Genomic DNA, 13,281 nt, shown 5'->3' with positions numbered 1-13,281 from the left:
TGGGGCTGGGGAAGAAACGGTGGGGGCCAAAAACCAGAACGCGCCTGCTGGTATGGGCGCGTTCCGGATTCAGGGGGAGGCACTCAGTGCAGGGTGGTCCACTCGTGATCGAAGACCCGTGCCCGTTCCCAGGGGGCATCCGGCAGGCTGGAGGAGAGGCCGGCGTACTTGCCCACGTCATCCATCACGATGGCGGAGAGAATGGGCAGGTGATTTTCGGTGCAATACATGCGGATGCGTTGCAGCAGGGTGCGCAGTTCGTCCTGGCACTGCTCCAGCCCGGCCTGCCTGGCCAGTTTGGAGTAACGAATGGTGGTGCGTTCCTTTGCAGACTCGACGAGGATGTCCCACAGCTTGCAGTCGCAGGTCGGGGTGCCTGCGGTGGCTTGGTTTGTCATAACTCTCTCCGGTGCGAAATGGTCGCTCTGTGTCGACGGGCATCTTGGCCAGTTCACCCCGGCGGGATGTTGATCCAACGCAAACAAAGTGGCGGTTGTCGGTCAGGGATACCCTGGGGAGCATTCTAGATCCAGTTCCTTGATGTTAAATGTCGTTTTTAGTTTTATTTTTGGAGTAAAAATCTACAACCGTTTGCTTTTTCCATCTTTATTGATGGTGATCAAGAGGAAAGGGGAGATCCCCCACTAGATTGCGCTTCTCGATAATCTTGTCAGGAGTGCACCTTGGAACTCGTCTTCGTCTTGCTCGTGCTGATCGCCGTGGTCTACGGCATCGTCAAGGATTACAACCCGCAGGCGGTGCTGGCGCTGGCGGGCATGGCCCTCTTCACTGTCGCCTACTGGCTGGGACTGCACCCCATTCTGCCCGCCGACAAGAGCACCGGCTTCGCCCTGTTCGATCTGTTTGAGGTGTTCAAGGGGATCTTCTCCTACCGGGCGGCCGGGCTCGGCCTCACCATCATGGCGGTGGCCGGCTTTGCCACCTACATGTCCCACATCGGCGCCTCCCAGTCCCTGGTGCGGGTGGCGGTCAAACCGGTGGCGGGCATCCAGTCCAGCTACCTGATGCTGGCCATCTGCTACCTGGTGGCGGTCTTCGTCTCCCTGTTCGTCACCTCTGCCACCGGCCTCGGCCTGCTGTTGATGGTCACCATGTACCCTGTGATGCGCAACCTCGGCATCAGCCCGGCTTCCGCCTGCGGCGTCATCGCCACCTCCCAGGCGTTCGAAATCGGCCCGACCCAGACCAACGCCATCTTCTCCGCCGGTCAATCCGGCATGGATCCCACCAGCTATTTCGTTGACTACCAGATCTGGCTGGTGGCTCCCATGTTGCTGGTGACCATGGTGCTGCACTTCTTCTGGCAGCGGCACTGTGACCGCCAGGAGGGCTGGGATCCGGCCCTGCATCGCGGCGAACACGCGGAGCTTGACGAAAAAGGGGCAGATGAGGTGGCCGCGCCAACCTGGTACGGCCTGCTGCCCATCATCCCCTTCGTGCTGATGATGACCTTCTCCAAGCTCCTGGTGACCAGCATCAGCGTCAGCGTGGAGGTGGCCATGCTGCTGTCGGTCTTTATCGGCATGCTGTGCGAGCTGCTGCGCACCCGCTCGGTGCGCACCGCCTTCGCGGGGCTGTCGAGCTTCCTCGACGGCATGGGCAAGGTGTTCGGCCCCGTGGTGGCGCTGATCGTCTGTGCCGAGCTCTTCGCCGAATCCCTCAAGGCCATCGGCGCCATCGACACCCTGCTCCATTCGGCCAGCAATGCCGGCATCGGCAGCGGCCTGATGACCCTGGTGATGGTGGGGCTCATCATGGTGGCGGCGGTCATCATGGGCTCGGGCAACGCGGCCTTCCTCAGTTTCTCCTCCCTGGCCCCCGCGGTGGCGGCCAAGTTTGGCGTGCCGGCGGTGACCATGCTGCTGCCGATGCAGCTCGCCTCCAGTATCGGCCGCACTGTCTCCCCCATCGCGGCGGTGCTCATCGCCTGTGCGGGCATCGCCAAGGTCTCTCCCTTCGTGGTGGTCAAGCGTACCAGCGTGCCCATGGCGGGGGCCCTGGTGACGGCGCTGCTCCTCAACTATCTGCTGTTCATGTAAAGGCTCTGGTGTAGAGGTGGCGGCCAGTTGATCCACGCTGGCCGACCGCCGTTGACGAGGCGGCGCCGAGTGCCCGCCCACTCTTATCGTTGCAAAAACAATCTGTGTTTTACGCAGATTGTTCCATGGAGAAGACAATGAACGACCTCAAGCGCCCGTTTTCACTCGATACCTATCTGGCGGATCTGGCCCCGCTCATCAACCTCGACTGCGGCACCCGCACCCCGGCCGGGGTGGCCCGGGTCGCCGACATCATGACGGAGAAATATGAGGCCATCGGCTGGCAGGTGACCCGCCACCAGTTCGCCGCCGAGTGCGGCCCTTGCCTGGAGGCAACCAATGCCCCGGGGGCGGAGCACTACGATGTCATGCTGGTGGGCCACATGGACACCGTCTTCCCCGAGGGGACGGCGGCCAAACGCCCGCTGAAAGTCGAAGGCAATCAGGCCTTTGGCCCCGGCGTGTCGGACATGAAGAGCGGCCTGCTCTCCACCTGGTATGCCTTGAAAGAGCTGGACCCGGCCGTGCTGGCCAGGCTCAAGGTGCTGGTCTGCTGCAACTGCGACGAGGAGATAGGCTCCCCCTGGTCCAAGGAGTGGCTGGTGGAGCGAGCCAGACAGAGCGGCTGCGTGCTGGTGGCCGAGGCGGCGCGCCCGAGCGGGGATCTCATCAGCGCCCGCAAGGGCAATGCCAAGTACCGCATCACCTTCCACGGCAAGGCCTCCCATGCAGGCTCGGCCCTGGCACAAGGGATTTCCGCCATCACGGAGCTGGCCCACTGGGTGCTCGCCATCAACGAACAGGTCAACATGGAGACCGGCACCACCATGAACGTGGGGGTGGTGCAGGGGGGCACCGGCGTCAACGTGGTGCCCGACTTTGCCGAGGCGATCGTGGATTTGCGCTTCTGGCGCAACGAAGAGGCGCAGGCGGTGCACGACCGGCTCACCTTCATGGCCAACAACCCCTTCCTCGCCGGTTGCCGGGTCGAGGTGGCGCGCCAGAGCTTCAAGCCCGCGATGCGCCCGAGCGGCGACACCGAGGCCCTGATGGCACTGGTGGAGGCGGCAGGCAGGGAGGAGGGAGTCCCCTTCACCTGGCTGGAGGCCGGTGGCGGCTCCGATGCCAACTTCACCGCGGCGGCCGGGGTGCCGTCCCTCGATGGCTTCGGCCCCATGGGGGGCGGCTTCCACTCGGAGGCGGAGTTCCTGCTGCTGGAGAGCATCGAACCGCGCATCCGCCTGCTGAAGCGGGTGCTGGGCAAGCTGGCCAAATAGGTCAACGTTAAGGACAAGCAAAACGGGAGGCCAGCGCCTCCCGTTTTTTATGTGTCGCCCTCGTGAGAGGTCATTCCTCGTCCTCCAGCAGATAGGCGAGGTGCTCCTGGCGCGCCACCTGCCAGTGGCCGAGCGTCAGCGGCGCCGTAAACCCGGGGCCGTCGGTCACCATGGTGTGGTACTCCCCCTGCTCGCCGCAGGCATCGAAGCCATCCCGATCCGCCAGTTGCTGCAGATCGCTGAGGGTGCCAGCATCGAGCCTGCGCCCCACCCACTCGGGGGCCAGTACCCGGGTATCGACGCAGGAGAGGTGGGCGACGATGCCGCGGGCCAGCATGTCCGCCAGCAACGCCTCGCGGGGTTGTTGCCAGAGCGGGGTGTGAACGGTGAGCCCCAGGGAGCGACAGCGCTCGCGGATCCAGTTCGGCGCGCCCCCCACGCTGTCGATGTCGCCGGTGACGACCCCATCGAGTTGCCACTCCTCTTTCAATGCCGCCAGGGCCCGCTCATAACCGAGATCGAAGGGCGCTTCGATGGTGACCAGCTGATGGGGCAGCGCGAGGGCCGCCGCCTGACGGCGAACCTGTGACAGGGGATGGGCGAGAAAGCGGGGCGCTGGCGGGGCAAAGGTGATCAGGGCCACCACCTGATGGCCCGCTTCCCGGGCGTGGCAGAGGGCCTGCATGGCATCTTTGCCGCCGCTCCAGAGCAGGATGACGCGAGACATGGGGGATTTCCGCAAAGAAAAGAGGGGTCATGCTACCCAGAGTGGGGGGCGATGGCAAAGCGCGGGTCGGAGATGCGGGGATAAAAAAGCGGCTCCCACGGGGGAGCCGCTCGCACTGGATGCCTGTTACAGCAGGATGCTGGTCAGGATGAAGCCCAGGGTACAGGAGGTCACCACCCCGATGAGGCCCGGAATGATGAAGCTGTGGTTGATGATGAACTTGCCGATGCGGGTGGTGCCGGAGCGGTCGAAGCCGATGCAGGCGAGATCGCTCGGGTAGGTCGGCAGCACGAAGTAGCCGTAGCTTGCCGGCAGGAAGGCGATGAGCAGTTTGGGTTCGACCCCCAGCGCCAGCCCCATGGGGGCGATGGCGGTGAGCGCCGCGGCCTGGCTGTTCACCAGCTTGGAGATGAGGAAGAGCACCAGAGCGTAGGTCCAGGGCTGGGCCTGTACCACGTGGGCCAGGGTCTCCTTGAGCAGCGGCATGTGGGCCTGGAAGAAGGTTTCGCTCATCCAGGCGACCCCGAACACGGAGAAGATGGCGACCATGCCCGCCTTGAAGACGGCGCCGTTGGCGATCTCCCCCGGCTTGACCTTGCAGCGCATCAGGATCATGGCGCCGGCGATCAGCATCATCATCTGGATCACCAGGTTCATGGAGAGGGGGCCCGTCTTCTCCTTGATGGTGAAGACGGGGCGCAGCGCCTCATCGGCCCCCAGCAGCACCACGGCAGCGATGGCGGCGAAGAAGATCCAGGTGGACCAGTAGGCCTCTTTCGGGAACTTGGTGTTGAGCAGGGTTTCACCACCGCCGTAGATGAAGTCCCGCTGGGCAGGGTCCTTGATCTTGGCCTGGAACTCCTCGTCCTTGTCCAGATCCTTGCCGCGGCGCAGGCTCCACAGGGCCGCCATCATGACACCCGTGAGAGAGGAGGGGATGGCGACCATCAGGATGTCGAGCAGACCGTAGGCCTGACCCACGCCGTGAGCCGCCGCCAGGATGGAGACCATGGAGACCACGGCCACCGAGACCGGCGAGGCGCAGATGGCCATCTGGGAGGCAACGGACGCCACTGCCATGGGGCGCTCCGGGCGGATGTTCTTCTGCAGCGCGATGTCGGCGATAATGGGGAACATGGTGTAGACCACGTGGCCGGTGCCGCACAGGAAGGTGAGGGTCCAGGTAGTGAGCGGCGCCAGCAGGGTGATGTACTGGGGGTGACGGCGCAGCAGACGCTCGGCCACCTGCATCATCAGGTTGAGACCGCCGGCGGTCTGCAGGGTGGCGGCGCAGCCAATGACCGCCAGTATGGTCAGCATCACTTGCACCGGCGGCTCGCCCGGCACCAGGCCGAAGACGAAGGTCAGCAGGAACAGACCGATACCGCTGATAAGACCCAGCCCCATGCCCCCAAAGCGGGTACCCAGCAGCAAGCAGCCGAGTACCACCAAAAATTCCATCAAGATCATTCCATTACCTCGTGTGTTTTATCCATGTCCCCATCGGCCAGCTGCCCGGGATCCGCTGTCATCAATTACCCCTGAAGGGTTAATGGATATTTTGTCACCCCTAAAGGGGTAAAAAATTGCGTTGCTTCAACAACCGGCTTTTTTCCGATTTAAGTGCATAAAAACTACGGTTCAGCCCTTGAACAGGGGTCGCGTCCTGGCGCACACCAGATAAATGACGGGAAAGATGGGGGAGCGCACAGGGTTGGGAATGCAAAAGGCGGGAATAACGGGGGCGGGAAGAGCGAGGCAGGCATAAAAAAAGCCGACCCCGGGGGGTCGGCTTTTGCACGGCGCGAGTGGGCGGGTCGCCTTAGAACTCGGCAGTGCGGGGAGTACGGGGGAAGGGGATCACGTCGCGCACGTTGCCCATGCCGGTCACGTAGACCACCAGGCGCTCGAAGCCCAGACCGAAGCCGGAGTGGGGCACGGTGCCGTAGCGACGCAGATCGCGGTACCACCAGTAGTCTTCCTTGTTCAGACCCATCTCGGCCAGACGGGCATCCAGCACCTCGAGACGCTCTTCACGCTGGGAGCCGCCGATGATCTCGCCGATCCCCGGGGCCAGTACGTCCATGGCGGCAACGGTCTTGCCGTCATCGTTGAGGCGCATGTAGAAGGCCTTGATGTCCTTCGGGTAGTTCTTCACCACCACCGGGGACTTGAAGTGCTCCTCGGCCAGGTAGCGCTCGTGCTCGGAGGAGAGATCGATGCCCCAGGAGACCGGGAACTCGAAGCTCTTGCCGCAGTTTTGCAGCACGTCGATGGCGTCGGTGTAGTCAATCTGGGCGAAGTCGGAGGCGACGAAGCGCTCCAGACGGCCGATGGCGTCCTTGTCCACGTGCTGGGCGAAGAACTCCAGATCGTCGCGGCGCTCGGTCAGCACGGCGTTGAAGACGTACTTCAGCATGGCTTCGGCCAGGGCGGCGTTGTCTTCCAGATCGGCGAAGGCCACTTCCGGCTCCACCATCCAGAACTCGGCCAGGTGGCGGCTGGTGTTGGAGTTTTCGGCGCGGAAGGTCGGGCCGAAGGTGTAGACCTTGGACAGGGCGCAGGCGTAGGTTTCGACGTTCAGCTGGCCGGACACGGTCAGGAAGGTCTCCTTGCCGAAGAAGTCCTTGTCGTAGTCCACCTTGCCTTCGGGGGTGCGCGGCAGGTTTTCCATGTCCAGGGTGGAGACGCGGAACATCTCGCCGGCCCCTTCGGTGTCGGAGGCGGTGATGAGGGGCGCCGCGATCCAGAGGTAGCCCTGTTCGTGGAAGAAGCGGTGAATGGCCTGGGAGAGGCAGTTGCGCACCCGGGTCACGGCACCGACGATGTTGGTGCGGGCACGCAGGTGGCCCTGCTCGCGCAGGTACTCGATGCTGTGGCGCTTGGCAGACATGGGGTAGGTGTCCGGATCTTCGACCCAGCCCACTACCTTGACCTCGGTGGCCTGCAGTTCGAACGCCTGGCCGCTGCCCTGGGACTCGACAACGGTGCCGGTCACTTCGACGGAGCAAGCTGTGGTCAGACGTTGCACTTCATTCTCGTAATTGGCCAGGGTATTGGGGGCGACGGCCTGCACCGGATGGAAGCAGGAGCCATCGGAAACGGCCAAAAATGAGATCCCCGCCTTGGAATCGCGGCGGGTCCGGATCCACCCTTTCACAGTCAGGGTGGTGCCGACCGAATACTTACCGGCCAGCACATCAACTACGGATGCGTGCGTCATCGAAATATTGTCTCCAGCTTGTTCTTGCAGCGCTATTTGCAACACTAGGGGTCTGGCCCGGGCGCAGTTGGCCCACCATGGCAGACTAAGCCGTTCATCTTACCCGCGCAGGTTTGATAAACAAGCAAAAATGTCGGACCCTTGCGGGGATTTCCCCATGCATCGTGCATGGATCATGGCGGCTGGACGGGGGTGAGGGTGAAGGAGCGCAGGCGGGGGCCGGATGGCTGGATACGGGTGTTGCAGGGGCTGGTGATCCTCTGCTGGGGCGGCTTTGTCGCCCTGCTCTCCCTCTATCACTTCGCCCGGCCAGAGGTGGCTTACGGCTTTCTGGTCTATGGGGGCGTCAAGGTGCGCCAGAGCTGGGACCCCCTGCTCACCCCCTGGCTGGAGCGCGGGCTCTGGGGTTGCTGCCTGCTGACCCTGGTGGTGCTGGTGCTGGCCCGTGGCCGCAGCCGTCGGCAGGAAGATGCCCGCCACGTCAATCTCTTCATCCTGCTGCTGATCCTGGTGGCCTGCCTGCTGCTTTACTACCGGGGCTGAGGGCCGTCGCCGTCATCCAGCCCCTGAGAGGTGGGGCGCTTGCCTATCTGGCGCTCCACGCTGTCGAGCATCTGGTTGTAGGCGAGCGCCACCCGGCCAATCTCGTCCCCTTCATCCCCCTCCAGCCTGTGGCCGAAGTCGTTGCGATCGGTGGCCTCCTCCATGGAGCGGGTCAGCTGGTTGAGGGGGCGGACTATCCAGGTGCGGATGACCCAGAGGGTGAGCAGGAGTCCCAGCCCGAAGATGAGGGTGAGACTCAGGGCCGAGGTGAGGATGTTCTGCTCCACCCGGGTAAACAGGGTGTCGAGGGAGTAGTCAAAACGCACCGCTCCCAGCACGGTGTTTTCCGGCACCTGGTGGCAGCTGGTGCAGTCGGTACCGCGAAAATCCTTTCTGGCCAGCAGCGGGCGGGTCACCACCAGCCGGCTGTGCATGCCGTCATGTTCTACCTCCAGGCTCCCCTTGCCCGCCAGCGCCAGGGCATCAAACCTGTCCTTCGGGGCCTCGACGTCACGGCCCGGCCCGTACTGCTTGTTGACCGCCGCCCCGCGCACGATGCGGGCATCTTCCACGTGGGCGTGATCGAGAAACTTGGCGCGCAGGGTGTCGCGGGCGTCCATCTTGCCAGTCAGCATCAGCATGTTGAGGCCGTCGAAGTAGGCCTCGGTCTGCTCGCGGCTCTGTTCCTTGATGAGGGTCAGGATGAGGTCACGCTCGCGCACCGCCTGATAGGCCGCAGAAAACACCAACACCATGGAGAAGATGAAGAGCAGGAAGAAGTTGATCTTGGCAGCAATGGAGAGGCGCATGGGACTGGTACATCTGTTGGGTAAAACCCGCGCAGTCTACTCTCCTCGCCGGACGGGTTTTGGTGTCTTGCTCACATTCTGATGAAAAAGCGCCAAAAGGCCCTGCGTTCTCATGCAGGGCCCGTTCAGCCGGACTCAATATTCGCCGCTGGTGATGGCCTCGTGGATGGCGCCGGTCAATACCCGCAGCTCTTCAGGGGTGATGACGAAGGGGGGCATCAGGTAGATGAGCTTGCCAAAGGGACGGATCCAGGCGCCCAGCTCCACGAACTTGCGCTGGATGCGCGCCACGTCCACCCGCTCCTTCATCTCCACCACCCCGATGGCGCCGAGCACCCGCACATCCGCCACCGCCGGGTGCAGGGTCAGCTCCACCAGTTCGGTTTTGAGTTGGTGTTCGATGGCTTGCACCCGCTCCTGCCAAGGGGAGGCGAGCAGCAACTCGATGGAGGCATTGGCTACCGCACATGCCAATGGATTGCCCATGAAGGTGGGGCCGTGCATGAAGACGCCCGCCTTGCCGTCACACACGGTGCGAGCCACATGCTCGGTAGTGAGCGTGGCCGACAGCGTCAGGTAGCCGCCGGTAAGCGCCTTGCCCAGGCACATGATGTCGGGGCTGATCCCTGCCCAGTCGCAGGCAAACAGCTGGCCGGTGCGGCCAAAGCCGGTGGCGATTTCATCTGCTATGAGCAGCACGCCGAACTCGTCGCACAGGGCGCGCACCCACTGCAGGTAGCGGGGGTGGTAGAAGCGCATACCGCCCGCCCCCTGGACGATGGGTTCTAGCACGATGGCGGCAATTTCCTCGTGATGATCCGCCACCAGGGTGGCCAGCTCCACCACGCTCTGCTCGTCCCACTGGGCGTGGAAGCGGCAGCTTGGCGCTTCGACGAAATGGTGTTCGGGCAGGAAGCCCTGGTAGAGCTCGTGCATGCCGCCATCCGGGTCGCACACGCTCATGGCGCCGAAGGTGTCGCCGTGATAGCCGCCCCGAAGGGCAACGAATTTGGCGCGGGGCGTCCCTTTGGCATGCCAGTACTGCTGGGCCATCTTGAGGGCCACCTCCACCGCCACCGAGCCGGAATCCGCCAGAAAGACCCGATCCAGCCCCTTCGGGGTGATTTCCACCAGTTTGCGGCAGAGCTCGACCGCCGGGGCATGGGTCAGGCCGCCAAACATCACGTGGGACATCTTGCCGAGCTGGGCGGTGGCGGCCGCGTCGAGCTCAGGCACCTGGTAGCCGTGCACGCAGGCCCACCAGGAGCTCATGCCATCCACCAGCTCGCGCCCGTCCGTCAGGGTGAGGGTCACCCCTTTGGCGCTGGCCACTTCATAGCAGGGCAGGGGATGGGTGAGGGAGGTATAGGGGTGCCAGACGTGGTGCAGGTCGAATTCTTGATTGGTCATTTTGTGTTCTGTTGTCAATTGATTTGATCTGGTCGGTGTTGACAGTCTACGCGTGCTCTCTACACTAGCCAACAATTTCAGCCACTTGGCTTCGCGAACGCCCTGGCATCGCGCTGTCCAGCTGGCGGGTCTTGCGGCGAACGCTCTCTTGAGCGCGGCGCAGGATCCCACCAATAACAACCGGAAGCCATGTATGAATGCTCTCACCGCGGGTGCCCACACCCTTCGTCACGACTGGACCCTGTCCGAGGTTCAGGATCTCTTTGCCCTGCCATTCAACGATCTGCTGTTCCAGGCCCAGACGGTGCACCGCGCCCATTTCGACCCGAACGAGGTGCAGGTAAGCACCCTGCTCTCCATCAAGACCGGGGCCTGCCCGGAAGATTGCAAATATTGTCCCCAGAGCGCTCGCTACCACACCGGGCTCGAGACCGAGCGGCTGATGGAGGTGGAAAAAGTGCTGGAGCGGGCCCGGGAGGCCAAGGCCAACGGCTCGTCCCGCTTCTGCATGGGGGCGGCCTGGCGCAACCCGAAAGAGAAGGACATGCCCTACATCCTGCGCATGATTGAAGAGGTGCGCGGGCTCGGCATGGAGACCTGCATGACGCTGGGGATGCTGACCGCCGATCAGGCGGCGCGTCTCGGGGCTGCGGGGCTCGATTACTACAACCACAACCTCGACACCTCGCCAGAGTTTTACGGCGACATCATCACCACCCGCACCTATCAGGACAGGCTCGACACCCTGGAGCATGTGCGCGGCGCCGGCATGAAGGTCTGCTCCGGCGGCATCGTCGGCATGGGGGAGCAGGCGAAAGATCGGGCGGGCCTCTTGATGGCGCTGGCCAATCTGCCGCGCCACCCGGAGAGCGTGCCCATCAACATGCTGGTCAAGGTGAAGGGGACGCCCCTGGAGAACCAGGAGAACCTGGACCCGTTCGAATTTATCCGCACCATCGCCGTGGCGCGCATCATGATGCCGGCCTCCCACGTGCGCCTCTCCGCCGGGCGGGAGAAGATGAACGAGCAGATGCAGGCCATGTGCTTTATGGCCGGGGCCAACTCCATCTTCTACGGCTGCAAGCTGCTGACCACTCCAAATCCGGACGAGAACAGCGACATGCAGCTCTTCAAGCGTCTCGGCATCCGTCCCGCCCAGCGGGCCCAGAAGCCGGATCAGGTTCAAGAGGAGGAGCTGCTGGCCGAGGTGAACCGCCAGAGCGAGCCGAGCGAACTCTTCTACGATGCCACCCGTTCCCGCGCAGATGTCCTCCGTCCATGATGACGCCCGTTGTTACCGACCCCTTTGCCCTGGGGGAGGCGCTGGCCGAGCGTGAACAGGCCACCCTGCTGCGCCGACGCACCCCGGTGGATGTGGCGAGCGGCGGGCGGATCCGGGTCGGGGGGCGCGATTACCTCAACGTCTCTGGCAACGACTACCTGGGCCTTGCGGGTCACCCCGCCATCAAGGCCGCCTTCACGGCGGGGGTGGCGCAATATGGCACAGGTGCAGGTGCCTCGCCCCTGGTGACCGGCTACAGCCGCGCTCACCAGCAGCTGGAAGAGACGCTTGCCGACTGGCTCGGGGTGGAGGCGGTGCTGCTGTTCAACTGCGGCTTCTCCGCCAATCAGGCGGTGCTCAAGGCCCTGCTCGGCAAGGATCACCTGCTGTGGCAGGACAGGCTCAACCACGCCTCCCTGCAGGAGATGGGGAGCCAGCTCCCCTGCAAGATGAAGCGCTTTTGCCACAACGACATGGCGGCCCTTGAGCGGCTGCTTGAGCCAAACCGGGGCCTGATCGTCTCGGAAGGGGTCTTCAGCATGGACGGGGATCAGGCCCCCTGGGCTGAGCTGGCCACACTCGCATCCCGAAGCGGCAACTGGCTGATGATTGACGATGCCCACGGCCTCGGCGTGCTGGGTGCTGAGGGGCGCGGCACCCTGGCGGCCCAGGGGGTTGCTCCTGCCAGCGTGCACATCCAGATGGGGACCTTCGGCAAGGCGCTCGGGGTGGCCGGCGCCTTTGTGGGTGGCAGTCGCGAGCTGGTGGAGTACCTGGTCAATTTTGCCCGCCACTATGTCTACAGCACCCATATGCCCCCCGCCCAGGCGTGCGCCGTGCGCCAGAGCATCGAGCTGGTACGCGTAGCCGACGAGGCCCGTGCCCACCTGGCTCGCCTTGTCGCCCGGTTCCGGCAGGGGGCGCAGGCGCTCGGCTGGCGGCTTGGGGCAAGCGATACCCCCATCCAGCCGCTGCTGGTGGGGGAGAGCGTCGCTGCCCTGCAACTGGCCGAGCGGCTGCGGGAGTGCGGTGTCTGGGCCGGCGCCATCCGCCCGCCCACGGTGCCGGTCGGCACGGCGCGCCTTCGCATCACCCTGTGCGCCGCCCATGGCGAAGATGACGTGGATCGCCTGCTCGAGGCCCTGGGACCCCGCCCATCCACCGACGAGAGAGGGGGCGCCCATGGTGCATGAGCGTTTCCAGTCGGTGGACAAGGCACAGCTCGCCCGCCGCTTCGGGGCGGCGGCCCGCCACTATGACGCCCACGCCCGCTTCCAGCAGGAGGTGGGGCAGTCGCTGCTGGCGCGCATGGACGAGGGGGGCGTGAAAGAGGTGCGCTCAGGGGCCGGGCTGGATCTGGGTTGCGGTACCGGTTTCTTCCTGCCTGCCCTGGCGCCGCGCTGCGAGACGCTGATCGGGCTGGATCTCGCTCCCGGCATGCTGGCCCAGGCGGCCCTTCGCGGCAGCGGAGCCCGCCTGGTGTGCGGCGACGCGGAGGGGCTGCCCTTTGCCGACCAGAGCCTGGACTGGGTTTTCTCCAGCCTGGCCCTGCAGTGGTGCGAGCGGCCGGCCCAGGCCTTTGCCGAGCTCAACCGGGTGCTCAAACCCGGTGGACAGGTCTTCTTCTCGACCCTGCTTTCGGGGTCACTGTGGCAACTGCGGGAGGCCTGGCGGGCCGTGGACGGTCGTGACCATGTCAATCGCTTCCTGACGTTGCCCCAGTTGCAGCAGGCGGCCCGTGACGGGGGCTTCGAGGCCCCGGCACTCTGCCCGCTGACCTGGTCCCTCGCCTACCCGGCGCTCAGCGGACTGCTGCGCGACCTCAAGGGGATAGGTGCGAGCCAGGTCAACGACGAGCGGTCTGCGGGCCTGGGTCATCGCCAGCGCCTGGTGCGACTGGGGGAGGCCTACGAGCGCCACCGTCAACCGGACGGCCTGCTGGCCGCCAGC

General features: G+C 64.4%; 12 protein-coding genes. 6 read left to right on the top strand and 6 right to left on the bottom strand.

Going from position 1 to position 13,281, the window contains the following annotated elements:
• Positions 1 to 83: 83 nt before the first annotated feature.
• A complete protein-coding gene (locus BN1120_RS12580) occupies positions 84 to 398 on the bottom strand; it encodes a hypothetical protein (protein WP_010674057.1) in 315 nt (104 codons plus the stop codon).
• Positions 399 to 683: 285 nt separating this feature from the next.
• Here BN1120_RS12580 and dcuC point away from each other — a divergent pair, with 285 nt between their 5' ends.
• Together dcuC and BN1120_RS12570 are read left to right on the top strand one after the other, a co-directional pair.
• The gene (gene dcuC, locus BN1120_RS12575) at positions 684 to 2,060 is read left to right on the top strand and encodes a C4-dicarboxylate transporter DcuC (RefSeq protein WP_042016354.1); all 1,377 of its coding nucleotides are present in this window, start codon (positions 684 to 686) and stop codon (positions 2,058 to 2,060) included.
• 137 nt (positions 2,061 to 2,197) lie between these two features.
• Positions 2,198 to 3,337, top strand: coding sequence for a M20 family metallopeptidase (locus BN1120_RS12570; RefSeq protein ID WP_039039872.1), 1,140 nt, complete (start codon positions 2,198 to 2,200; stop codon positions 3,335 to 3,337).
• A 70-nt stretch (positions 3,338 to 3,407) separates the two neighbouring features.
• On the opposite strand, the gene BN1120_RS12565 is transcribed toward BN1120_RS12570, so the two are convergent.
• From BN1120_RS12565 to asnS, 3 genes are all read right to left on the bottom strand, one after another.
• Positions 3,408 to 4,064, bottom strand: a complete 657-nt coding sequence (locus BN1120_RS12565; RefSeq protein ID WP_042016352.1) for a Dph6-related ATP pyrophosphatase — start codon at positions 4,062 to 4,064, stop codon at positions 3,408 to 3,410.
• Between the two features lie 126 nt (positions 4,065 to 4,190).
• Positions 4,191 to 5,534, bottom strand: a complete 1,344-nt coding sequence (locus BN1120_RS12560; RefSeq protein WP_042016351.1) for an anaerobic C4-dicarboxylate transporter — start codon at positions 5,532 to 5,534, stop codon at positions 4,191 to 4,193.
• A 352-nt stretch (positions 5,535 to 5,886) separates the two neighbouring features.
• The gene (asnS, locus tag BN1120_RS12555) at positions 5,887 to 7,287 is read right to left on the bottom strand and encodes an asparagine--tRNA ligase (protein ID WP_039039869.1); all 1,401 of its coding nucleotides are present in this window, start codon (positions 7,285 to 7,287) and stop codon (positions 5,887 to 5,889) included.
• A 240-nt stretch (positions 7,288 to 7,527) separates the two neighbouring features.
• On the opposite strand from asnS, the gene BN1120_RS12550 reads away from it, so the two are divergent.
• Positions 7,528 to 7,830 carry a hypothetical protein gene (locus BN1120_RS12550; protein ID WP_010674063.1) on the top strand — a complete coding sequence of 101 codons (303 nt, stop codon included), beginning with the start codon at positions 7,528 to 7,530 and terminating at the stop codon, positions 7,828 to 7,830.
• On the opposite strand, the gene BN1120_RS12545 is transcribed toward BN1120_RS12550, so the two are convergent.
• Positions 7,818 to 8,639: a HAMP domain-containing protein gene (locus BN1120_RS12545; RefSeq protein WP_042016350.1), complete on the bottom strand. Its 822-nt coding sequence runs from the start codon at positions 8,637 to 8,639 to the stop codon at positions 7,818 to 7,820. The genes BN1120_RS12550 and BN1120_RS12545 overlap by 13 nt on opposite strands.
• 135 nt (positions 8,640 to 8,774) lie before the next feature.
• Positions 8,775 to 10,049: an adenosylmethionine--8-amino-7-oxononanoate transaminase gene (gene bioA, locus BN1120_RS12540; protein ID WP_042016349.1), complete on the bottom strand. Its 1,275-nt coding sequence runs from the start codon at positions 10,047 to 10,049 to the stop codon at positions 8,775 to 8,777.
• Between the two features lie 193 nt (positions 10,050 to 10,242).
• On the opposite strand from bioA, the gene bioB reads away from it, so the two are divergent.
• The 3 genes from bioB to bioC form a co-directional block, all read left to right on the top strand.
• Positions 10,243 to 11,331 (top strand): biotin synthase BioB, encoded by a 1,089-nt coding sequence (gene bioB / locus BN1120_RS12535; protein ID WP_042016348.1) that lies wholly within the window; start codon positions 10,243 to 10,245, stop codon positions 11,329 to 11,331.
• Positions 11,328 to 12,524 carry an 8-amino-7-oxononanoate synthase gene (gene bioF, locus BN1120_RS12530; protein WP_042016347.1) on the top strand — a complete coding sequence of 399 codons (1,197 nt, stop codon included), beginning with the start codon at positions 11,328 to 11,330 and terminating at the stop codon, positions 12,522 to 12,524. The genes bioB and bioF overlap by 4 nt, the downstream gene beginning before the upstream one ends.
• The coding region (gene bioC, locus BN1120_RS12525; protein ID WP_042016345.1) for a malonyl-ACP O-methyltransferase BioC at positions 12,514 to 13,281 on the top strand (768 nt) is incomplete at its 3' end. The genes bioF and bioC, both read left to right, overlap by 11 nt.

The sequence above is a fragment of the Aeromonas caviae genome, assembly GCF_000819785.1.
GTDB classification, from domain to species: domain Bacteria; phylum Pseudomonadota; class Gammaproteobacteria; order Enterobacterales; family Aeromonadaceae; genus Aeromonas; species Aeromonas caviae.
This window is presented reverse-complemented; position numbering and strand designations above follow the sequence as displayed.